General features: G+C 47.0%; 17 protein-coding genes. 8 read left to right on the top strand and 9 right to left on the bottom strand.

The genetic code is table 11. The annotated features are described in order from the left end of the window. Window positions 1-255 precede the first annotated feature (255 nt). Both QUA53_RS11665 and QUA53_RS11670 read left to right on the top strand, forming a co-directional pair. Window positions 256-1,455 carry an FAD-dependent monooxygenase gene (locus tag QUA53_RS11665; RefSeq protein WP_333097227.1) on the top strand — a complete coding sequence of 400 codons (1,200 nt, stop codon included), beginning with the start codon at window positions 256-258 and terminating at the stop codon, window positions 1,453-1,455. Between the two features lie 254 nt (window positions 1,456-1,709). After that, complete coding sequence (locus tag QUA53_RS11670) at window positions 1,710-2,525, top strand: alpha/beta hydrolase (RefSeq protein ID WP_333097226.1); 816 nt, start codon at window positions 1,710-1,712, stop codon at window positions 2,523-2,525. 297 nt (window positions 2,526-2,822) lie between these two features. Here QUA53_RS11670 and QUA53_RS11675 read toward each other — a convergent pair whose 3' ends face one another. After that, window positions 2,823-2,975 carry a hypothetical protein gene (locus QUA53_RS11675; RefSeq protein WP_333152257.1) on the bottom strand — a complete coding sequence of 51 codons (153 nt, stop codon included), beginning with the start codon at window positions 2,973-2,975 and terminating at the stop codon, window positions 2,823-2,825. A 615-nt stretch (window positions 2,976-3,590) separates the two neighbouring features. On the opposite strand from QUA53_RS11675, the gene QUA53_RS11680 reads away from it, so the two are divergent. Together QUA53_RS11680 and QUA53_RS11685 are read left to right on the top strand one after the other, a co-directional pair. Further along, on the top strand, window positions 3,591-6,359 hold the full coding sequence (locus QUA53_RS11680; RefSeq protein WP_333097224.1) for a DUF3536 domain-containing protein: 2,769 nt from the start codon (window positions 3,591-3,593) through the stop codon (window positions 6,357-6,359). A 277-nt stretch (window positions 6,360-6,636) separates the two neighbouring features. Then, the gene (locus QUA53_RS11685; RefSeq protein WP_006635793.1) at window positions 6,637-6,870 is read left to right on the top strand and encodes a ferredoxin-thioredoxin reductase variable chain; all 234 of its coding nucleotides are present in this window, start codon (window positions 6,637-6,639) and stop codon (window positions 6,868-6,870) included. A 284-nt stretch (window positions 6,871-7,154) separates the two neighbouring features. Here the strand turns inward: QUA53_RS11685 and QUA53_RS11690 are convergent, their stop codons facing one another. The 4 genes from QUA53_RS11690 to QUA53_RS11705 form a co-directional block, all read right to left on the bottom strand. Continuing rightward, entirely contained in the window at window positions 7,155-7,388 is a 234-nt protein-coding gene (locus tag QUA53_RS11690) for a hypothetical protein (RefSeq protein WP_333097222.1), read from the bottom strand. A 141-nt stretch (window positions 7,389-7,529) separates the two neighbouring features. Further along, on the bottom strand, window positions 7,530-8,324 hold the full coding sequence (locus QUA53_RS11695; protein WP_333097221.1) for a YdcF family protein: 795 nt from the start codon (window positions 8,322-8,324) through the stop codon (window positions 7,530-7,532). Between the two features lie 181 nt (window positions 8,325-8,505). Next, the gene (locus QUA53_RS11700) at window positions 8,506-8,832 is read right to left on the bottom strand and encodes a hypothetical protein (RefSeq protein WP_333071845.1); all 327 of its coding nucleotides are present in this window, start codon (window positions 8,830-8,832) and stop codon (window positions 8,506-8,508) included. A gap of 86 nt (window positions 8,833-8,918) precedes the next feature. Continuing rightward, on the bottom strand, window positions 8,919-10,484 hold the full coding sequence (locus tag QUA53_RS11705) for an AAA family ATPase (RefSeq protein ID WP_333097219.1): 1,566 nt from the start codon (window positions 10,482-10,484) through the stop codon (window positions 8,919-8,921). 148 nt (window positions 10,485-10,632) lie between these two features. Here QUA53_RS11705 and QUA53_RS11710 point away from each other — a divergent pair, with 148 nt between their 5' ends. Both QUA53_RS11710 and QUA53_RS11715 read left to right on the top strand, forming a co-directional pair. Next, complete coding sequence (locus QUA53_RS11710; protein ID WP_333097217.1) at window positions 10,633-11,649, top strand: adenosine kinase; 1,017 nt, start codon at window positions 10,633-10,635, stop codon at window positions 11,647-11,649. A gap of 468 nt (window positions 11,650-12,117) precedes the next feature. Next, window positions 12,118-12,570 (top strand): hypothetical protein, encoded by a 453-nt coding sequence (locus QUA53_RS11715; RefSeq protein ID WP_333097215.1) that lies wholly within the window; start codon window positions 12,118-12,120, stop codon window positions 12,568-12,570. Between the two features lie 86 nt (window positions 12,571-12,656). On the opposite strand, the gene QUA53_RS11720 is transcribed toward QUA53_RS11715, so the two are convergent. Further along, entirely contained in the window at window positions 12,657-16,523 is a 3,867-nt protein-coding gene (locus QUA53_RS11720; RefSeq protein WP_333097213.1) for a S8 family serine peptidase, read from the bottom strand. Window positions 16,524-17,096: 573 nt separating this feature from the next. Further along, complete coding sequence (locus tag QUA53_RS11725; protein ID WP_333097212.1) at window positions 17,097-18,077, bottom strand: ABC transporter ATP-binding protein; 981 nt, start codon at window positions 18,075-18,077, stop codon at window positions 17,097-17,099. A 110-nt stretch (window positions 18,078-18,187) separates the two neighbouring features. Here QUA53_RS11725 and QUA53_RS11730 point away from each other — a divergent pair, with 110 nt between their 5' ends. Both QUA53_RS11730 and QUA53_RS11735 read left to right on the top strand, forming a co-directional pair. Further along, window positions 18,188-18,394 carry a hypothetical protein gene (locus QUA53_RS11730; RefSeq protein WP_333097210.1) on the top strand — a complete coding sequence of 69 codons (207 nt, stop codon included), beginning with the start codon at window positions 18,188-18,190 and terminating at the stop codon, window positions 18,392-18,394. A gap of 154 nt (window positions 18,395-18,548) precedes the next feature. After that, on the top strand, window positions 18,549-19,061 hold the full coding sequence (locus QUA53_RS11735) for an ARC6/PARC6 family protein (protein ID WP_333097208.1): 513 nt from the start codon (window positions 18,549-18,551) through the stop codon (window positions 19,059-19,061). Window positions 19,062-19,164: 103 nt separating this feature from the next. On the opposite strand, the gene QUA53_RS11740 is transcribed toward QUA53_RS11735, so the two are convergent. Beyond that, a complete protein-coding gene (locus QUA53_RS11740) occupies window positions 19,165-20,094 on the bottom strand; it encodes a phosphoribulokinase (RefSeq protein ID WP_333097206.1) in 930 nt (309 codons plus the stop codon). 233 nt (window positions 20,095-20,327) lie between these two features. Further along, window positions 20,328-21,971, bottom strand: a complete 1,644-nt coding sequence (locus QUA53_RS11745; protein WP_333097204.1) for a GTP-binding protein — start codon at window positions 21,969-21,971, stop codon at window positions 20,328-20,330. Window positions 21,972-22,135: the final 164 nt, after the last annotated feature.

A 22,135-nucleotide genomic window follows, 5' to 3' on the forward strand; every position in this document is an offset into this window, starting at 1 on the left:
GTTTTCTGTGGCAGCCGAGGCATCATATCACTATCGATATAATGTTTGGTTGCCGATAGAACTTACGGGTTTCTCCAAAGATTCTGTAGTAAATGTATCTCAAGTTGTTACCGTTAATAAAACATTTTAGTCTAACAAATACTGTCTTTACTAGAATATTTTTCAGCAGAAGTGTATGAATAGTTGCGGGCAGTGCTTTATTTCTTAGGATGGAAATTAAACTGGAAATACATTAAAAAGCAATGGGGAATGGCAATGAGGCAAGTTGTAATTGTGGGATCGGGGCCAACTGGTGCGGCACTTGCCTTGCTGCTGGTGAAACGAGGTATTGCCACAACCTTGGTTGAGGCGGCAAAAGATTCCTACCGAATGTTTCGCGGTGAAGGGTTAATGCCCAGCGGATTGGATGCGATCGCCCAAATGGGCTTATCCAGTATGCTAGAAGGTGTTCCCCACCGACAAATTGATGCCTGGGAGTTCGTTGTGGGCGATCGGCAACTATTTCGAGTTGATGAGCCAATGGGGTCAAATCGACCTTGTACGCTGGTATCGCAACCGCCTTTGCTAGAAACACTAATTTCAGAAGCTCAGTTGCATCCAGAGTTTGAATTGATCTCAGGTATTCCCGTAAAAGATTTACTGTACAGGGACGATCGCATTGCGGGTGTAAAGCTAGGAGATGGGCGAGAGATTCCTGCTGCACTTGTGATTGGCACAGATGGTAGAAACTCGGTTGTACGACAACGTGCAGAATTAGAGTTAGTAAAACAGCAGAATAGTATAGATGTTCTGTGGTTTAAACTTGCCGCTCATCCTCGGTTTGTGGCGGATAATGTATTTTATTCCATCCTGAATGGCGGTAGCGGATTCAGTGTCTTTCATGGGGCAGAATCAGGAAAGCTTCATCTGGCTTGGGTGCTATCTGCAGATGACAAAACTGATCGGAAACACACAGACTGGGCAGAAACTTTCGCATCGCTATCTCCTGGGTGGATGGCAGAACATTTCCGCAACAGTGCCGATACGATCGAATCTCCGATGCGATTATCTGTTGTGGTTGGTCGCTGTCCGCGCTGGCATCGACCAGGAATCCTACTTTTGGGGGATGCGGCACATCCTATGTCTCCGGTTCGCGCTCAAGGAATTAACATGGCGTTACGCGATGTAATTGTTGCGGCCAATCACCTTGTACCTTTATTGAAAGCAGGGGCTAATTACGAGGATATTGACTTAGCATTATCGCGGATTCAGGCAGAACGCGAACCCGAAATTATTCGCGCCCAACAACTTCAAGCACAAGAAGCGTGGAAAGGCGAACAACTCCGAAACAATGTATTTATACGTTTATTAATGATGCAAACGGCTCCGTTTTTGGGTGAAAAAATTAAACAATTTTGGGTAAAAGGACAGTATGAATTGCGCCAAGGAGTAACAGAGGTAAAATTGGTTGTGTGAAAAGAGGAAATTGAAACCTGACTTACCCGTCCCAACCAAAGAAACCGGGTTTTTACCTTTTCTGCGATGCTCTAATATCAATTCCGGTTGTATCGGAATGATTAAACCACAGAGGGCACAGAGGACACAGAGAAAGAGAAGAGAGAGATAATAATTCCGATGTTAACGGATTTGATATCACCGAGTATTTTTGCGAAAAATCCGGTTTCTGACTACCCGTGGGTCCATGACTATCAAACTTAGGAGAAAATTTTATGCGATCGACAACTATCAAAGGACCGATCGGCACTATTCACATCATCGAAGCCAGCCCCCCTGTCACCGCTGCGGACTCGGAACTGCTGCCGGTGGTGTTCGTGCACGGTATGGCGGTTTCCGCGAGCATCTGGGAGGCGCAGCTTGCCCATGTCGCCCGTACCCGACGCGCGATCGCCCTTGATATGCGGGGACACGGCGATTCTGCACCGCCGGAGGACGGCAACTATGCGCCCGCCTCCTGTGCAGGGGATGTTGTGGCGGTACTGGATGGGCTGGGACTCGATCAAGTGGCGATCGTCGGGCACAGTTTCGGTGCCTGTATTGCCCTCGCCACAGCAGCTAGCGCACCGCACCGCATAGCGCAGTTGATTCTGGCAGATCCACCTGGAGATTTTACCAAGGTGCCTGCAGATGTGCGCGAGGAACGCATCGTTCCCTACCAGAGGGCTCTGGAGACGGATGATTGGCGGGCTGCTGTGGAAACCAGCTTCAATGAGGCGCTGACAGGAAGCAGGGCCCAGACGCGCGATCGGGTTCTCGCTTGGTTGGCGGCGACTCCACAGGATTGTCTGTCTGGAATGTCTCGCGGGATGTTTGCCTTTGAAGCAGTTGATGCTCTCGATCGCTACCTAGCAGCCCCTGGAACACGAGCCCACGCCATTATTGCTCCCTCAAACACTTTTCCCTTCAGCCTCCACATCCTCCGTCCCACACTGACGACAACTACGATCCCCGACACCGGACACTGGCTGATGCTGGATGCACCAGAGGCCTTTGCTAGGGAACTTGATATCTGTTTGGAAGGTGTTTAATATATATAGCAATCCTAAATCATTTGTGAATCTCTTACCATTAAACTGAGCCAGGTATCTCTTAAAATTGTTTGAAGTTAACATAATTAGGTTTCTGCTTCCCTTAATTAATTTATTGATTTAAGGCAAATTCCCCACTCAACTCTAGTAAAAAATCGCGGCTGCGATCGATTAAAGCTTTCTCTAATTCTCGCTATTGCGCTTCTTTGCCTAAAAAGTACTGCCCGCACTTGATATTGCACAATACCTTCCTTAAGTTCTCGCAAAAAATCATGATAATCTTCAGCAATTGACGAACTATCCGCCAGAACTCACCCTCGGCAGATTTTCCGGAATCATCGCCTCTAACTTGGCACTCTCGGCAAATTGCCTCTCCAACTTCGCCGTCAAATGCAGCATCTTCTCGTCCAAACCCTCCTCCTCCTGCTCCTCCTTCCCCTCCGCCCTCACATACCTCTCAGGAGTTAAAACCTAACACTTACCGTTTTGCTTTTTTGTTGCCTTTTGACTCCGCACAAGTGTTACAACTCTTCTGGAAAGTACATTTGCAGCAAATCTCCCCCGCCCTAACCCAACCGGCCTAACTTCTCCAGAACTTAGGTAAAAAGCACCTAAAGTATGATGCGAAACTCAGGCAAAACTCTTATTCTATAAATCGATCGGGCATTAAACCGATATCCACAACCGCCAAGATTTATTGCCAAAAATTAAATCTTTCCGGCGAAAACTTGCTATTTACTGAATAAGACTTTAAAATCCAGCTATGTAAATCAAAATCTCAATGAGCAGCCCTGCAAGCACGAACCCGAAATGGGTCGCAAGTGCCAAAAAGCAGCAAAAGCTACCTTTTTTAAGTCTTTCAACAGCAAAGCATTGGCAGAAAAACCCAGGGATCGACGGTTGGCATCTTGGAACGAATGCTTTGCTCGCAATACTACAAATGTATCAAAACTTGTCAGCCAAATTTAGCCCTAACAGATGCCTAGCTGTAACTCTTGCTGCGTAAGGTTTCAGTTTGTTATTAGGCTGGTTTTATTGTCTTTAACTACTTGAGGATTCGATCGCATGATTTCGATTTCTACAACTCAATCTGATGTGGTACCTTTGTCTTCGCCAACCGTAACTGCTGCAACCCAAAGCAGTGCGGCGGCTGCAACTGGGGTGTGCGTGACGGTTCACGGTCACTTTTACCAGCCGCCCCGGGAAAACCCTTACCTGGACGCGATCGAACGCCAAGCCAGCGCCTCTCCCGCCCACGACTGGAACGAACGGATTGACATCGAGTGCTACCGCCCCAACGCCTTTGCCCGCATACTCAACGATCGCGGGGAAGTCACGGGGATCGTTAACAACTACGAGTACATGAGCTTCAACATCGGGCCGACCCTGATGAGCTGGCTCGAACGCTACGACGCGGAAGTCTACCAGCGGATTCTGGAGGCAGATCGCAAAAGCTGTCAGCGCCTCAACGGTCACGGCAACGCGATCGCCCAAGTATACAATCACATCATCATGCCGCTGGCTAACGAGCGAGACAAATACACCCAAATTCGCTGGGGGATCGCAGATTTTCGCTCCCGGTTCGGTCGCGAGCCCGAAGGAATGTGGCTCGCCGAAACCGCCGTAGACTACGCCACCCTCGAAGTTTTAGTCGCTGAAGGCATCCGCTTCATTGTCTTAGCCCCCTCCCAAGCCGAACGCTGCCGCCCGCTAATCGGGCAAAACCACGAAGGAGAACCAGCGGAAAATTCCGAATGGCACGAAGTCGGCGGCGGTCAAATCGATCCGACTCGCCCGTACCGCTGCTATTTGAAACCAGAAATGCGGTTAATGGCTGACCACCAACTCTCGCCACTGAGCTCTCACCATTTTGGCCGCAGACACTTCCAAAATTCCGAAGCCCCACCTGCCAACACTCCCTACATTGATATCTTTTTTTACGACGGCCCCATCTCGCGGGATATGGGCTTCAATGACGTTCTCAGCAGCAGCCACCACTTGGCAGGCCGGTTGGGTCAAGCAGTACGGGGAGACCACCGACCGGCTCAATTAATCTGCGTGGCGACGGACGGCGAAACTTTCGGCCACCACAAAAACGGTACCGAAAAATGCCTCGCCTACGCCTTCACAGAAGAGTTCCCCCGCCGAGGCTGGACGGTGACGAATTTTGCTCATTATTTAAGTCAAAATCCGAGCGCTTGGGAAGTTGAACTCAAACCCGTAACGGCCTGGAGTTGCTCTCACGGGGTCGATCGCTGGCAAGATGATTGCGGCTGCGGTGGCGGCGGCGAGTGGAACCAAAAATGGCGCCGCCCTCTCCGGGATACTCTCAATTGGCTGCGCGATCGACTGATTCCGATTTACGAAGAAGCGGGGCGCAAGCTGTTGTGCGATCCCTGGAAAGCCAGAGATGAATATATTGAGGTCATCCGCGATCGATCGCCCACTAATGTTGACAGTTTCCTCGAACGCCATCAAGTGCGCCCCCTCGATGCCTCCGAACAGGTGGACGCCCTGCGACTGCTGGAAATGCAGCGCCACACCCTGTTAATGTTCACTAGCTGCGGCTGGTTTTTTGAAGAAATCTCCCGGCCAGAAGGCGTGCAAATTCTGCGCTACGCGGCCCGGGCGCTGGAATTGGCGGGCGAAGTTACCGGCGTGCAGCTAGAAAAGGATTTTGTCGATCGACTAGCCCTCGTACCCAGCAACGTTTACTGTTTCACAACAGGGGCCGAAGTTTACCGCCAACTGGTGGTGACAGCCCAAATTAGTCTCCGACAAGTGGCGGCCCACTACGCGATCAGTTCTCTGTTTGCCAAATATCCCCGCGAACAGCGAGTTTACTGCTATCAGGCCGAGCAGCAAGATTTCCAAATTCAGCGCATGGGATCGATGACTCTGGCAGTGGGTCAATTGCAGTTAACCTCGGAAATTACGCGGGAAACAGAGATTTTTGTGTTTGCTGCGCTGCACCTCGGCGGCTGGGACTTCCACTGCTGCATTCAGCCTTTTGGCAGCCGCCGGTCTTACACTATGCTCAAAGAGCGGTTGTTTGGAGTTATGCAAGAAGCTTCGGCGGCCCACGCGATTCTGGAAATGGTGCGGCTGTTTGGGGATCAGTCCTTTAGCTTGCGGGATTTATTCGCTGAGGAACGCCACCGGATCGTCCAGTTGCTGAGTCAGGAAAATTTGACTCGGTTGGATCAGCTTTACACTCAGGTTTACCGCGAAAATTACGGGGTGATGATGGCGTTCCACCGAGACGAGTTGCCGGTGCCGGTAGAGTTGCAGGTAGCTGCTGAGGTGGCTTTGGGACACCGCTGTTTGACGGCGGCCAAGGCCCTGGAAGTGGAAACGGAGGATCTGGAACCGCTGCTGGCCGAAATTGAGGCGATCGCCACTGAAAGCGGCCATCTCCGCTGTCGGTTGAACGTTCCCGAAGTCAAGGAAATTTTGGAAAAGCTGGTTTGGCGATCGCTTGACGCGCTGCTGCAGGCAGGATCGGGCGTGGATGAGCGCTCGCCTGTCAAGTTGGAAGCTGAGATATGCACGATCGAGCGTTTGATTGCGGTGGGCGATCGGCTGAGTCTGGGTTTGTGTTTGGACAAATCGCAGGAACTGTATTTCGATTCTCTGTACAGTCAAATTGTGCCTCTGTGTTTGGGCTGGCTGCAACGGCAAGATGCCTCGGCGGGCGAAACTGCGGGGGCTGCTGTTGCCTTGGAGATTGCACGTTCAGGCGGCGGCTGGGAGTTGTCTTCGATCCGGCAGTTGCTGGAGTTGGGTCAAACCTTGGCTGTTGATGTTGAGTGCTGGTTAAATCAGTTAAGTTAACAGTTTCCCGATTAGCCTGCATCTATTCCCGCCCATGAGAATCCGCCCGATCGAGCTTTAAAAGCCGATCGGGGCTGCGGGTTCAACCGAGAATGGATCGACATTTTAGCTGACGTGGATCGCGGCTGGGGATCGAAGCACCGACAGGGAACCGCCAACTTTGTTTAAGTTTTCGCTCTACTTGTGGGAAGATAAGAAAACTGTCGGCAAAGCCTATAAGTGTTAAGCACCCGTAAGCTTTGCAGAGTTTTGAAGAGAGAACACTAAATATAAGTCTATGAAAGTTGGCGATCGCGTTTGCATTAAAAACTCTGTTGTTGTCTACCACCATCCTGAAAATCGCAGTCAACCATTTGATATTAAGGGTATGGAAGGAGAAGTCGTGGCGATCGTTCACGAATGGCACGGCCGACCTGTCAGTGCTAATTGGCCGATTCTAGTACAATTTGACAAAAAATTTCGAGCTCACCTGAAAGAGGATGAGGTTGAATTGATATCTTCGGAAGTCTAGCTGTCTCAAAAGTTGAAGCCGGAGCCCAAAGACAATATCAAATCCCGTCAGTCGATTTTAGATTTTAGATTTTAGATTTACTCCACAGATGAATCTGGAAGCTTGAACTAGGGTCTAAAATTTTCCGCCGATAGCGACTCCTGTCGGAAAGCAAGTATCCATTTTTGGGCGGGAGTCATATAGCTGTTGTACAGTTTGTAGTTAGGACTTCAGGTTTTTCTGTGGCTTTTAGTCGATCTGCAGGGCTAAACTCCTTACTACAAACCATCTTTTTTATTTAACCCTTAATTTTTCGACCGTCCGCGGCTAAACCAACCTAAAATATTCCAATCTCCCTGCATTTTCTGCAATTCTTGCTGATGCTGCTTGGCTGTAGCGTAATACCACTGGCAGTGAAGTTCTAGTTCTTGACGGTACTTAATTTCATAGTAAAACTCGCGGACAATTTGGTGTCTCTGAAAAATTTCGGCCGCGGGAGTCGGTTCTGGGGCAATGTTTTGCAACTCGTGGGGCAGCATGATTGTTTGGGGGCGAGTGTGGCTAATATTGGCTGTATTGACTTTAAGCTAGCACACTGAATCAATTTTGGATTTGGGAAGTGACTTAACGGTTGAGACTACTTAAATTCTTCCACCCAAAATCCCAAATCTCAAATTATGTTAAAGCCATCCCCGCAGGCGATAAACGATTATGCCGATGTATTCTTTCAAAGCTTTAGTTGACTGGTTTAACTCATAGGTATCCGGCAATAAATTCAAGGCGACTGCTTGCCAATTTCTTTCGGATGCTGCGATATCCTGCTGGGTTATCTGAAAGTCTGTTGGCGCTGCAATTGCTTTTATTCCCTGACGCTGGAAAATTAAGAGCGATCGAGTCATGTGCATCGCCGATGTCACTAGCAAAACAGGTCCTTTTATGCCTTTAGCATTTAAAATTTTCCGCACGTTGACGGCATTTTGATAAGTGTTGTGTGAATCGGGGTCTTGCAGAATTGCTGATGCCGGTACACCCATTGTTTGGGCAATTTCTGCCATGTCTGCCGATTCTGGAGCCCCGCCGCCTTTCCAATCTACTCTACCGCCGCTGAGAATTAGCAGGGAAGCTTTGCCTTGCCGGTAAAGTCGGGAACCGTAGATTATTCGATCGCCCGCTTCCGCTAATTCTACCCAAGGACGGGGAGGTAAAGCTGCTTTGACACCGCCGCCCAAGACGATTATCGCTTCAGCTTGTGGGAGTTCGGCGGTTGGTAAGTTTTGCCATTCGAGCGCTCGAACTAACGATTTTGAAACCCAACCGCTACTTCCGAGGAGTAAAATAATTAGAGCCGCAGCAATTGGCGCCGCCGCCCATTTGGGACGCTTCCAAAGTGTGATTAAAGCCGCCATCATTAACAGGCAACTCAACCCCAAAGGATAAATAAACAGCGGCAGGAGTTTCGAGAGAAATACAAACATTAAGCAAGTAATTCAAATTGCTCGTTAGCGGTAATGGGTAATGGGTAATGAGCGATCGTTAGTCGCTAATCTGTAATTAGTAATTTAAGTGACGGGAGTGGTTAATTTTTAGTATAGAGTTGTGAATTATGAACTCTTTAACTTAAAGCTTACAACTCAATACTCAAAACTATTTTCGGTGCTAGCGACGATCCTCTGGTCCAGATAACCAGCCAAACAATGTAGCAGCATCACCCCTAGAGGTTTTGCTATATTTATGGCCCTCCCTTTGCACTACTTCTTTGTTGAGGATAGCATCGGAGGTTTTGTCCTTGGAATTCATATTCGGGTTGAGTAGTAATTCGTTGTGCCACCAAGCGACAATTAAACCTGCTGCCACGCCACCGATGACACCAAGGCCCAGACTCAGGGGCAGCGTACATCCTACTAAGCGAAACCCAACGGTAAACAACACAAACCATATCAACGCGGGGCTAAACCCCTTCGAGTCTCCGGTAAATTTTGGCATAAGCTGCAACTTTTTTTTGTAATAAAACAGAAAGATATTTACAATATTACCAGAGAATCAAATTGCCAAGGGCGATCGCTCTGCAACTACTGCCCACAAATCACGTTTAATTGTACCTCTAACTCTTGCGGGGTATCTACAATCGTTACAGAAATTTGCTCTAATTCCGTAAAAGGTTCAAAAGCTGATTGCTGCGAACTCAATAGTTCGGCTGTCGCGTCGGCAATATCGCCTCTGCGCTGTTGCAGTCGTTCTCGCAATACTTCAATTGGTGCGGTGCAGTAAATGATTTGCAGGGGCAACCCGTGGGATTGAGCCTGATTAATTGCATCGGTTCTCGCTTTTTGGCAATCGAACTTTGCATCTAAAATCACATTCCAACCTCGTTCAGCCAGAATTATCCCCAACTCTAACAATCTACCATAAGTCTGTGCCGTCATTTCATCCGAGTACAAATCTTCCCCCCCGCGTTCGTTTAAAGAAATTCCGCCTAAATGTTTGCGAACAGCATCGGATCTAATGTGAATTGCCCCTGTGCGGCGAGCTAAATATCGAGCTGCTGTACTCTTGCCAGAACCCGACAAACCCGACATCAAAGTTAACTTTCCCCGGTGTGGTTTTGTGTATTGCCAAGCCAGTTTATAGTAATGAGCGGCAGTTTGTGAAATCTCTGCTTTTTGGGCCGTTGAAATAGCGGCATCGTCCAACATTAACGAAGTTACTTTTGCTCTAACATAAGCTTGACGGCTCAAATACAGAGGCAACAGTTGCAGTCCTTCCCAATCCCCTGTTTGTTCGATGTAAGTATTGAGAAAAGCGTTGCCTAAGTCTCTGCGCCCGCGCGATTCCAAATCCATTACTGTAAAAGCCACATCGTACATGACATCAACAAAGCGGAAAGGCTCGTTAAATTCAATGCAGTCGAACAGTAATATTTTATCTTGCCAGAATGCTATATTCCGCAAGTGCAAATCTCCGTGGCACTCGCGAATTTTATTATGGGCAATCCGCAGGTTAAATAACTCTTGATTTTCTGCAAAAAACGCATCAGTATAATTTTTTGTTTCCTCATATTGTGTCTGAGTCTGCGGGTCGCCGATATATTTTTGGGAAATCAGGTAATTGTTTTCTATTGCTGTACGAATCTGACTGACTTTGCCAAATGTGCGAATGTAGCTGTTACTAACTGCCGTGCTGTGAAACTTTGCTACTTCCCGCCCTAAGTCTGCCATAATTTGCTCTGTTAACAGTCCCCTATCCAACAAACTAAGCAACAGCGACTCTTGAGGAAACTCCTGCATTTTTAATGCGTATTCTACAGCAACTTCAGCCGGAGTTATAGCAGGTAAGTTGCTGCCAAATTGAAACGAATCCCCAATTTTAATAAGGGGCAAAACTTCTATATAAATTTCCGGTGCAGTGCGTCGGTTCATCAGCAATTCTTGGGTGCAAAAATGCTGCCTTTTCTCCAAGGTTGAATAGTCTAAAAAACCAAAATTGACGGGTTTCTTGATTTTGTAAGTATAATCTCCTGTCAGCAAAACAAAGGAAGCATGAGTCTGAATTAGCTGCACTGGTTCTGTCACCCCGTGCGGGTAAAAGCCGGGCTGCAACATTTGCTGAATCAGAGGTGGGAGACAAGTATCAGTCATATCGATTTTATATTTTAGATTTTGGATTTTGGATTAAATCGATTTGGGCTTGTTGGGGATTTAGATAAAGATAACTTAAAGAAAATAGATGTTGAGTTGAATTCGATTTATTATAAAGTTGATAATTAGTGTAAACCAAAAATTACTGATGACAGAAAACAATCAAGATTCCCGTTCCGTGGATGTGTTTGGCGTGGGAAATGCCCTGGTAGACATCCTAGCATTGGTAGAAGATGAATTTGTACTCGGCCACGCGCTGAATCGCGGCGGGATGACGCTGATGAATTCGGAAACGCAGGGGGGGATTTTGCACGATTTAGAACACAATTCGCTGCAAATGCGATCGGGCGGTTCGGCGGCAAATACGATGATAGGTTTGGCTCAGAGCGGCGGTAAAGCGTATTATTCGGGGAAGGTTGCTAAGGATACTAACGGCGAATTTTACCGCCAAGATTTGCTGGCGGCGGGGATTGATTTTAACGTGCATCCTGCTGCTGAGTCGAACGGGCCTACGGGTACTTGTGTAGTGCTGACTACGCCGGATGCGGAACGCACGATGTGTACTAATTTGGGGGTTTCTACTACTCTGGCTGCGACTGATATTGATGTCGATCGACTGGCTCACTGCAAGTACAGTTATGTTGAGGGCTATCTTTGGGATGCTCCAGACCCTAGAAAGGCTAGCATTGAGACGATGGAACAGTCTAAGCGTCTGGGTGTGAAGGTGGCTTTTACTTTTTCGGATGGCTTTTTAGTCGATCGCTTTGCTGATGATTTTCACAAGGTGGTTTCGGAATATTGCGATGTAATTTTTTGCAATGCTGATGAAGTTCGGAGCTTTTTTAAGGAGGAATCTTTGGAAGAGTGCGCTCGGAAAATGAGCGAAATTTCGGATTTGGCTTTTATCACTAATGGGGATAAAGGCTGCATGGTGGTGGAGAACAAACAGATTGTTGATGTGGCTGGATTTCCGGTAAAGGCGATCGATACTGTGGGTGCTGGGGATGCTTTTGCGGGCGGTGTTTTGTTTGGAATTACTAACGGTTTGAGTTCTACACAAGCGGCTCGTTGGGGCAATTATTTGGCTTCTTTGGTGGTGCAGATTCACGGGCCGCGTCTGGAGGGTTCTCAGGCTCATCTTTTGAGTAAGGTGATTTCTGGTTAGCAATTGAAATAAAATGGGCGATCGCTCTTTTTTTGATAAAGAGCGATTCCCTACCCTACCCTACGGGGAAAGGGATAGCTTCGCTTCAGGCTCTTTTTTGAACCGCAGATGAAGGCAGATGAACGGAGATCAACGCCGATGGAGCAAGGGCGATCGTGTTAAAATCAGTGAAAGCTTAATTAACCGCACTTGAAATGCTAACAACTACATCGTTTACGGAGATAGTAAATAGGGATTGAATCACGAATCAATTGCTCTCATGATTGCCCATAACTTATTCAGTCAGACTTATTTTAGCTGTTTTTTTTTGCACTTGACCACCTTTTATGGGTCAGATAATCCATAGAGTGTTTACTTTTCCAACTTATTAAACCAGCCCTAAGTAGGTGTAATGTACACCGTGCGCCTTCTACAAATAGAGTTAGCACGTAATTCCTAAACCTTACTTAATCAGATAGGGAGGTTCAGATGACCAAAATCAATTCCGATCGCACTACTGCAACAATTGGGATCGACGTTTTCGCTCAATCAAATGGGCAGTATGTTTGTCAGATTTCATCATCTCTGAGCGATCGCCCCGACGATCGCATGAATTTTTACGGACAAACGAAAGAACACGCGATCGCGATTGCTTTAGAACATTTAGCCGACGAGTATCGGGAAAAAGCAGAAGAGTCTCAAAATATAGATTCGCTTGCGGTGGAAATTTCAGATTCTGGAGAACCAATTAATAAATATTATCATGTGATTGTACACTACGAAGAAATTTCGGAAGCAGAATCTAAATTTGAGGCAGTACACAATACAATGATGGGAAATACGATAGTTGAGAATGCCAGAATTGCAGCCATTGAGATTTCTCCCGATATTGAAATCGAGCCGTTAGAGCGATCGGGACTTACGCGCAGACACTATCTGTAAGATACGCACTGCGCGCCTTACCCTACACCTCAACGATCGAAACGGGAGTTAGTTTGAGGCTATCGACTAGAAGCGATCGCATAATTTCAAATACCCATTAATCCAGGTTTCGGAGGCAAATACGGACCGAATACCCCACCTACTACACCTATTGTTTGTGGTATTTTTCTGCTGTCTCCTGATAAAAGAGTTTTGCCCTTCACATTTAATTTAGACGAACCAGAACCATCTAGCATCATTACTTTATTAGCTCCAAAATTTTTGAGAGTATCACCAGCATTATTTTGAGTGGATTTGTCAGAAGTAAACAGTAAAACACTCTCATTAATCCCATCAGAACCATGAAGATCGCCAACACCGATGAATGTTCTTCCCTGTTCCGTATTCCGTGATGCTCCATACTCTATAGGATCGTAGCTGACCAGAATATTTTTGGCTGAAGATGAATCGAATAAATTCCGATCGTAGTCCTGGATAGTTGCCCGATTGCCGAACAATTCTAACATTAGTAAACTGTCTGCATCTTCTTGAGTTTTAGCGCCAGTGCTTACTACTTGTCCATCAATTTTTAGAGAGTGAATAACTTGAGCGCTTGTATCTCCGAAGAAGCCCCCGAACCCAAAATTATTCACTTTACTCAAAAATCCCTGATCGAAGTATTGACCATTTGTAACAGAGAAAGGCCGAGGATTTTTTCCGGAAAAATCCGACCAAGCTTCATCAATAGTTTGAGTCCTAAACTCAGGACTATTGCCCTCCTCAGTAATTTCTCCATGAAGGAACTTGACGGAGGCTCCCTTGCTTAGATCTACAATTTGTACGTAGTCAGAGCCTCTGCGATAAAAATCAATACCTATTGCACTAGACAAAGACTCGAAGCCATTGGGAATAGTTCGCGGTTTTTCAGGTTTTGTACCGCTTTCAGTGTTACCGCTGTTGCTATTTTCTCCAGGCTTGCTGTCGCCAGGATTGGATGGTTTACCAGGCTCTTGGTAAGCAGTCGCCTTACTGCCATTCCAATAGATGTGACCGCCTTCAAAGTATTGAATCTTATTACCGTTACCCCGATCGATCTCCCCGCTTCTCGGAACTCCCAACCTACCATCAAGCCCGCCTGTTTTCAAATATTCTTGACGGATCGCACCGTAAATCGGAAAAGTTCCTTTAGGACTGCTGACGATCGAACCGCGCTCGAATAGTTGATAGCTGACATTGCCTGAATAGTTGGTAACATCTGAATTAGGTTTGCCGAGCGTATTTTGATATTTGTCGTAAACCGGATAGAACTTGTCAGCAATGTTGTGACCGTTGATCGATCTTGAATTAGTTGAATTAGGTGACGGTTGCTCTGGCTTTTCGATCGAATTATCACCGCCATCAGATGCCGCTACTTCTACAGGAACCTCTATTTTTTGACCTTTAGAAATTACGTTGGGATTGGAAATGTTGTTGTGTTTGGCAATGAATTTGTAGTAATCGGGAGCAGCGCTTCCCATTGTTTCTCTGGCAATTTCGCTGAGACTATCTCCGGCTTGAATCGTGTAAGGTTGCCACTCATAAGATTTGCCGTTAAATCGATCTGCCGTAGCTCGTTCCATCGGTTTTACGAGCCCTTCGTAACCCCAAGTTTCAGGTGTTGCGAATTCTGCGCGAGTGCTTTCTTGCGGTGCTGTTTCCTTCGCTAACTGCACGGCTTTATCTAAATCCAACAATCCAAAACCTGTTTTCCGATCCCAACCCGGTAAATTGACATCGATCGCACTTTGTTTGAGAATATCAATTACTTGCCGATCGCTCAACTCTGGATTGCTTTCCCACACAACAGACGCCCTCCCAGTCGCTTTCGCTGCTGCAAAAGAAGTTCCCGTAAGCGAATCTAGATTGTTCTCCCCCTCGGCAACTACAGCATCCAAACCATAGCCGTAACTGGAATAGGACGATCGGCGCACTCCGTCAAACGCCCCAACAGTCATAATATTGTCAAACTCCTGGGAAGCTTGACCCAAAACCGACATCACACCGCCGTCGTTGCCAGCAGCAACCACCAGCAGCACTCCATTCTGACGAGCATATTCTAAAGCCGCCCGTTCTCTGGGCGTCAACTCGTAGCGAGTCGTCACGTTGCCCTCGCCGTTAACTTGAGTTAAGTCCAGGCTGAGGTTGACAATAGCATTCTGCTGCCCCCGTGCCTTAGCTTCATGCACGAAATCTGTCAGCGACAAGTCCCACTGCCCGGAACCGCTGGCGCGTCCCAGCCAAACAGGAGCGCGATCGTTAATACCGTCAATGCCAATATTATTACCTGCGCGAGCGCCAATCAAACTCCAAACAGCCGTGCCGTGTTCGTTTTCTGCATCAGACGACACTAAAGGGTTGTTGTCACCGTCAATGCGATCGCGCCCCAGTGTCACTTTAGAATAATCAAGATCCGGATTGTTGGCAGCAAACCCAGTATCGATAATCCCGATTAAAGGCAGGCTGGGCTTCTTTGGTTCTAGAGGCGGTGCAGGATCAGCAGGCGGTTGAGTTTCAGCCGGTAACTGGGTATCATCGATCGACGGCGGTGCAGGTGCAGGCGCAGGCGCTGGTGTTGGTGCAGGCGCTGGTAGCGGTGCAGGTGCAGGCGCTGGTGTTGGTGCAGGCGCTGGTAGCGGTGCAGGTGCAGGCGCTGGTGTTGGCACAGGCGCTGGTGTTGGTGCAGGTGCAGGCGCAGGTGTTGGTGCAGGTGCAGGCGCTGGTGTTGGTGCAGGCGCTGGTAGCGGTGCAGGTGCAGGCGCTGGTAGCGGTGCAGGCGCAGGCGCTGGTAGCGGTGCAGGCGCTGGTGTTGGTGCAGGCGCTGGTAGCGGTGCAGGTGCAGGTGTTGGTGCAGGTGCAGGCGCAGGTGTTGGTGCAGGTGCAGGCGATGGTGTTGGTGCGGGTGGAGGCGGTTCTGTATCCGCAGGCGGTTTGCGCTCATCAGGCAGTTTTGATTTGACATAATCGATTAATTTCTTACCGCCTTCAGATTTAGTCCAATCCTTAGCCGGAGTGATAACTTCTTTCACCTCCACCGCTTTGCCAGTCGCACCCGTCAAACGGAAAATCACATCATCGTAGTCGTAATCTGACAGCGGAGTAATCGATCGATCCTCGATCGCGAATGTCTTACCATCGCCAGTAATATCTGCCACCTGGCCCAACAGCCAACCATCATCCTCGTCACTGCTAGATAGCGAAAACAGCGGACTTTTGTTGCCGCCAATATCAGGCTTATCAAATACTTCCTTAACCGTGCCATCTGGCACCAGCATCACAGCAAATGCTTCTCCTGGGTTCATCGAAAACTTCTTCACACCTTTGTAGGAACCGGTGTTCAGATTTACCTTTCCTAAAGTGCCCCTGAATTGAGGATCTGTGCCTTCTGTAATATCAGAAATCACGACGTGACCTAACACCGAATTACTCAGAGCCCTTCTTGCAGCTTCTTTGATAAACTCCTCAGAGCCTGGAGTAAATTTCTCCATACCCTGCAAACTAAATATGGCTAATTGTCCTTTGAATCCGCCGCCATCATACAGGAAATCAAAGCCTACTTCACCGGCGCGATCGGGCGTAAAAAAACCGGAGTCAACCTTCAAACCCGTGAGCGGGTCAACTTTTTCGTTTACGGCCAGACTAATCTGATAGTTTGTGTCGGAGGAGATGGGAGAAACTTTGAGAGTATAGTCTCCTGCGCCCAAATTCTCGGTACTGAGAGTTCCGGGATTTTTGCCGCTAGTTGAGATCGTTTCGAGCGGCTTTCCTTGGCTGTCGAGCAGTTCCATTTTCAGACCGCCGCTATAACCTTCAGCCAAGACTTGGAAACTGCCCGAAGCAGGACGATTGAAACGATAAATGTCTGTGGAATCTAGCTTACCAACGAAATCGATATTGAAATAGTTATTCTTAAGACTGCCGAGTTGAATGTTAGACATTTTTTACCCTGCCAACAAACTTACTTGTATTTTAATCAGTCGGCATAATTGAGCGATCGACTTTCAATACATCTGGGCTGCTTCCCAGATCCGGTCTCTCCCCACAACACAGATATCCGCCCATTCAAAAATTTACGATTGTAAGCTGCTACCTATCTCTCGGAATTAAGTCTTACTTTTTTCCCTGCAAGGAAACTTTAGAGACATTACTTTTTAGGCAGAATATAGTATTAGTTTTGGTTAAAGATTTTTTGAAAGAAAGCTCATTACTACCTCCTCTCTGTTGACGATACTTTATGTGTGCAAAGTTGACAAGCAATCTGAACGATTACTAGCTTGGCGAATTTATATCTCAGTCAATGAGACAGGACTTACGCACAGCCTCTAAATATAGGATTTTGTAGGCCAATCCCCCCGCTGATGAAAGCCCCTACATCTAGATATGGTGCGTAAGTCCTGCTTGATGTGTTGTGGAATTGGCAGAAGAGCCCGTTTTCTTAGTCCGCGAAGGCGGACTTTGTATGTGTAGCCGCGGTTTCAACCGCCGAGTTTCAGCCGCCGATTTTATGGACTTCAACCACTAGAATAAATCCCTCTTTCTTGCAGTTGCTGCATAAAAAACTCTTCCAAACTAGGCTTAGCCAAATTCATACCAATTAGCTGCCCTCCGGTACCGCTCAGACTAGAAAGAAATTCCTTCGGATCGCCCTGCAAATGACCGTACCACAAATCATTATCAACTTCCATATCCGGCATCCATTTTTTCAGGATATTCAAGTGACCGCCCCTACCTTCAACCCGGTAAGTTTCAGTATTACCCAAGAGTTCGTCGATCGCACCAATGCAGATTAACTCACCCTTCGCCAAAATAGCCACTCGATCGCAAATCTTCTCCACATCAGACAATATATGCGAATTAAAAAAAATTGTTTTTCCTTGATTTTTCAGAGATAAAATTATCTCCCGCATCTGATAGCGTCCCATCGGATCTAAACCCGACATCGGCTCATCCAAAAATACCACATCTGGATTGTTAATCAAAGCTTGAGCCATGCCGATCCGTTGCAGCATTCCCTTAGAATACTGGCGCAACTGTTTTTTAATTGCCGCCGATTGAGATAAGCCAACTAAGTCTAGCAAATTCGGAATTCGCTGCCGCTGAATCGAGGGGGGAATTTGAAATAACCCCGCCGCAAATTGCAAGAATTCCCAGCCCGTGAGATAATCGTAAAAATAGGGATTTTCTGGCAAATAGCCGACTCGCTGCTTCACAGTGCGATCGCCCAAAGGTCTCCCCAAAAGCAGCGCCCGCCCAGAAGTGGGGCGCACTATACCCAGCAAAGTTTTCAGCAGCGTAGTTTTCCCCGCTCCATTTTGCCCTAACAACCCGAAAGTTTCCCCCTCAGAGACAGTCAGAGTGCAATTTTTGAGCGATTCAATTTTTTCATTCATCCAGAAGCCGGTACGGTAGAACTTCCCCAGATTAAATGTTTCCACTACTGGGGTAGCTCCTGGCATCTCGGTGGAAGTGGGCGCATCTATAAGAGGTTCCATTTTCGTAAGCGAAATAAGTAGCACCTGATTATATTCTATTGCATCAGTTAAGTAATAATTGCTCTTTTTAATGTTAAACTAATATTAGCTGTACTTAAAATATTCGGAATATGGATCGTTCAAAAATTATTGCTATTATCACTGGGGTGATTTCTATAATTTTAGCAGTTGCCTACCTGCTGCTCGTCACCCTCCTCGACTTCCGAGGCGAAATGCTGCCCGCACCTCAAAGTCAGTTGCCAGTCTCCATGCCACTTCAGCAATTAGGCACTGCCAACCCGACTTTGCGATCGCCCAGGATTTATTCTCAATCGTGAGAAAAATAATACAATTAAAATTCCGAAATTTCCCCAGCACATCATGTAGACAAAATTACCGATTAATTAACGATAGGTTGAGATAATCGGCTAATAATTCTCACCTATATTTTGGCTAAATAAAGTCAATTTAACATGATGGAGGACTTTAGATATGAAACCGATAATTTTAATCGCTATCTTAACTCCTTTGTTGTTGACTCCGCCCGCCAAAGCGGAAAATATTACTTGCACCAGACAACGGATTGCAACAAATTACTGCAAAGATCATATTAGTCAAGCTCAGAATATTACTCTCGGACAAGCTTCGGATTTAATTAGCAAGTGGTTGGAGGCCAAGCAGAAAATATTTGCTCCTCCATTCGATCGCCAATTGCTGGCTAAAATGACTACAGGTATTTTGTATGCCGATACAGTCAAAGGGATAGACTATCTGAGAAAAAGCAATTCTCAGTACAGATACGGTGTCCAAAAAGTTGAATCCGTCGAACGCTTTGCAGCATCTGGGAACAAAGCCACTATTGAAGTCAGAGTCACCGAAGATGCCACAGTTTACCGAAATGGTAAAGTCGATAGTAGCAGTTTCAATACTAAGCTAGTTCGCTATACCTTAGAGTATTGGGATGGCATCTGGAAAATTGCCGACTCTCAAATTATCAGCCATTAGTCATGAGTTAGTTGTTATTTGTTACTAATGAGAATTAGTAATTGCTAATGGTGAGTGGAACTAATCACCCAAAACCAATAAACAAATAACAACTAACAACTAACTAATAGACATGAATAGCTTTCATCATGTGATATGCAACTAGCAACTGCGTCAAAGCTAGGGGGTAACTTTGCAAAACTTCACCAGTTGTACCGATCAGTTTGCCAATTTCCGGGTTGCCTTGGGCGGAGCAAAATCCCCGCAGGTGGGGCAACTCGCTGCACAAAATCATTTCCAGTTCGTTTACTTGCTCGCTGGTAGCGTGCGAGTCTACTTCCAAAACGTCAACTGGTTTGCCCATATCCCGATCGAGTCCCAAGCGAATTGCAGGTTGAAAACTATCGCTGCCTCGACCTAAAATTTCAGTAAAATCAGGGTGAGGAATTGTCGGTCTGAGCACTAAACGGACGCTTAAATTCGATTGATTGTCAGCTTCTGGCGGGTAAAAACTAACTACAACGTCGGCCGATTTGCGCTGAGGACGAATGAAGTCTTCAGAGTCCGGTTCCCGTTTTCTTATTTCTGCAAGCACCTGTTCTTCAGTATAACCGCGCTTCATGATATCGCGCTTAACTTTCCACTGAGTCCGCAACTCTTCTGGGGGAGCGAGATACACTTTTACATCGTAAGAATCGCGGATTGTTCGGGTTGCGTAACCCAGCAAACCTTCAACTATGACAAATTTGCTGGGCTTGATGTATTCCGGCGGGTCGAATGTACCTGTGGTGTGGTTGTAGATGGGTTTGAGAATTGCTTGTCCGGTACGCAGCAGGCTGAGGTGCTGCTGCATGATGTCGAGGTAATTGCAGTCGGGATGCAATGCTGTAATTCCGATTTCGGCCCTCTGCTTTCTGTCGTAGCGATGATAGTCATCAGTGCAAATCACAGTGACATTTTCTGGCCCCAATACTTGGGCAATTCCCCGCGTCAGGGTGGTTTTGCCCGCTGCGCTGTCTCCGACAATACCGAGAATAATTGGTCGATCGCTCATTGTTTTTACCCGGACGCACAATAGCAAATTTTGTTATCAAGCTTAAATCTTATCAAAATTATGTTCCATCCGATCGCTCGGTTTGATTTGATCTCCCCGGAGTCTATCCGAGGTGTAAAATTATTGTAAAATTTCTTAATAAAATTCAACAAAGCATACTCAGGGAACATCTCATTGAACGATCGCAATTACCCAATTCTCAATTCCCTGTTTGCCCAATTCCCAATGCCTCATTACCAGTCATCCTTTCGTTTGTTGTTGTAAGTTTCCCAATCATCGTATTGCGGCTGTTGATACAATGCTTCTGGTTCTATTTCTGATTCTAATTCGGCTGACATTTCTAATTCTGGTTCCGATTCCTGCTGATAAATGTTTAGAGGTTCGACAACCCGGGCGATCGCATCTTTGACAAATGCTTTGACAAACTCGTCTTTACGATTTAACTGAAACTGCCTTTGCACGACTTCGGCGATGCCGCCGTCGCCCCAATCTTGGTCGTGGCGGAAATATTCAATAAAACTTTTACCAGCAATTCGGGTTAAATAAGCGGCACTGACTGCTTGAATTGCTTTGCCCAGTACAAACCCCGCTACGCTTAACTGCAGCGCCCTTGACACTACTTGAATTACACCTTCAACTATTCCCAAACTTGCTAGGGTTTTTGCTAGAGACAATGCCAATTCTTTGGCGCGATCGATATTTAATTCGCAGCCGTAAATCTTGGCAATTTCTACTACCATTTGAGCGTTAACTGCTGCTGTCGCTAACAAATCCACAACTGGCAAAGGGGTTACGGCAATTACTCCGGCTCCGATCCACTGAAATCGCTCTACTGCTTTATCAGCTTGCCGCCTTCTTTGAGCATCAATTAACTTGCGCGCTTGGTCTCCCAAGTGCTGAGATTGCAGCAAAATATTGTCCGCAATTAAGTCTTCGCCTTCGGCTCGCAAAATCGCAGCGACGCGCCGAATTAATGGCATAATATCCGGGTCTGGCTGAAAAATTGTGCCGTCTTCTAGTACAACTTTTTGCGGATTGGCGCTAATGGCTACTACATCCATTGCTGCTACAAAACCTTTGACTCGCTGCCGCAGTCTATCGAGAATTTCATCTCTGTCGGTGTCGGGATAAAGGTCAACTTTATTAAAAACCACGATCGACCTTTTGCCAATTTCCGCCAAAGTCCGCAGCGGTTCGTACTCGGATTTTCGCAAGTCGCCGTCCAAAACAAATAAGATTAAATCTGCCCGGGCCGCCAACTGCCTCGCCAATTCTTCTCTGTAAGTCCCCGCAACTCCCGCTTCCAAGATTCCTGGGGTATCAGTAATTGCTAATTCTCGATCGATTCCTTTCAATTTCAGAGTGTAAGTTTCGCCAACTTCCGTAGTTCCCATCGGCGCGCCCACCTGTCCCGCCATCCGCCCCACCAGGGCATTCACAGCGGAAGTTTTGCCCGCAGAACCTGTGCCGAAAACAACTACTCGAACGCTGCCGCGAGCCATGCTAGCTTCAATTTCGCGAGCTCTCAACAGCAAAGCTTGCCGCGCTACTTCATCTTGAATGCGATCGACTTGTTGCCGAATTGCTTTAAGGTTTTCCGAAGCTGCTTCACTTTTGACAACAGGAACCTTCGGAGTAATCGGCCGTTTTCCCTTAACTTTCTGAGGGCGTTGCAGCAGCCTAAAATAGTAAACAAGCGCAAAAATTAGGGTTCCCAAAAGTACAATTATTAGGAAAATCAACAAATTAGCCAGCAGCGGAGAAGCAGACCACGCAACTTGACTGTAAAGCCCTGTTAAGGAACTCACCAGCCCAATAATCAACCCCAGGGCGAGGCAGAAAGCAGCAATTAAGGTTAACAGGCGCGGCAAAGGCATGAGGGGAGTGGCAAATAAAAGGGTTATGCTTTGATTTTTACATTACGCCGATAGTCATCAGTCATTGCAAATCTAAAATCTCAAATCTAAAATGCCGCAGTGCCCGTTAGCGAAGCCCTCGAAGAGGATCGTACTGCGCGAACCCGCAAATCCCGATTATGTCG

It is taken from the genome of Microcoleus sp. Pol12B3 (genome assembly GCF_036701355.1).
Lineage (GTDB): Bacteria > Cyanobacteriota > Cyanobacteriia > Cyanobacteriales > Microcoleaceae > Microcoleus.

What these genes read in the sequence shown, in the direction of transcription:
- QUA53_RS11665 (WP_333097227.1), top strand. Translation starts at nt 256, where the DNA reads ATGAGGCAAGTTGTAATTGTGGGATCGGGGCCAACTGGTGCGGCACTT.
- QUA53_RS11670 (WP_333097226.1), top strand. Translation starts at nt 1,710, where the DNA reads ATGCGATCGACAACTATCAAAGGACCGATCGGCACTATTCACATCATC.
- QUA53_RS11680 (WP_333097224.1), top strand. Translation starts at nt 3,591, where the DNA reads ATGATTTCGATTTCTACAACTCAATCTGATGTGGTACCTTTGTCTTCG.
- QUA53_RS11685 (WP_006635793.1), top strand. Translation starts at nt 6,637, where the DNA reads ATGAAAGTTGGCGATCGCGTTTGCATTAAAAACTCTGTTGTTGTCTAC.
- QUA53_RS11690 (WP_333097222.1), bottom strand. Translation starts at nt 7,388, where the DNA reads ATGCTGCCCCACGAGTTGCAAAACATTGCCCCAGAACCGACTCCCGCG.
- QUA53_RS11695 (WP_333097221.1), bottom strand. Translation starts at nt 8,324, where the DNA reads ATGTTTGTATTTCTCTCGAAACTCCTGCCGCTGTTTATTTATCCTTTG.
- QUA53_RS11700 (WP_333071845.1), bottom strand. Translation starts at nt 8,832, where the DNA reads ATGCCAAAATTTACCGGAGACTCGAAGGGGTTTAGCCCCGCGTTGATA.
- QUA53_RS11705 (WP_333097219.1), bottom strand. Translation starts at nt 10,484, where the DNA reads ATGACTGATACTTGTCTCCCACCTCTGATTCAGCAAATGTTGCAGCCC.
- QUA53_RS11710 (WP_333097217.1), top strand. Translation starts at nt 10,633, where the DNA reads ATGACAGAAAACAATCAAGATTCCCGTTCCGTGGATGTGTTTGGCGTG.
- QUA53_RS11715 (WP_333097215.1), top strand. Translation starts at nt 12,118, where the DNA reads ATGACCAAAATCAATTCCGATCGCACTACTGCAACAATTGGGATCGAC.
- QUA53_RS11720 (WP_333097213.1), bottom strand. Translation starts at nt 16,523, where the DNA reads ATGTCTAACATTCAACTCGGCAGTCTTAAGAATAACTATTTCAATATC.
- QUA53_RS11725 (WP_333097212.1), bottom strand. Translation starts at nt 18,077, where the DNA reads ATGGAACCTCTTATAGATGCGCCCACTTCCACCGAGATGCCAGGAGCT.
- QUA53_RS11730 (WP_333097210.1), top strand. Translation starts at nt 18,188, where the DNA reads ATGGATCGTTCAAAAATTATTGCTATTATCACTGGGGTGATTTCTATA.
- QUA53_RS11735 (WP_333097208.1), top strand. Translation starts at nt 18,549, where the DNA reads ATGAAACCGATAATTTTAATCGCTATCTTAACTCCTTTGTTGTTGACT.
- QUA53_RS11740 (WP_333097206.1), bottom strand. Translation starts at nt 20,094, where the DNA reads ATGAGCGATCGACCAATTATTCTCGGTATTGTCGGAGACAGCGCAGCG.
- QUA53_RS11745 (WP_333097204.1), bottom strand. Translation starts at nt 21,971, where the DNA reads ATGCCTTTGCCGCGCCTGTTAACCTTAATTGCTGCTTTCTGCCTCGCC.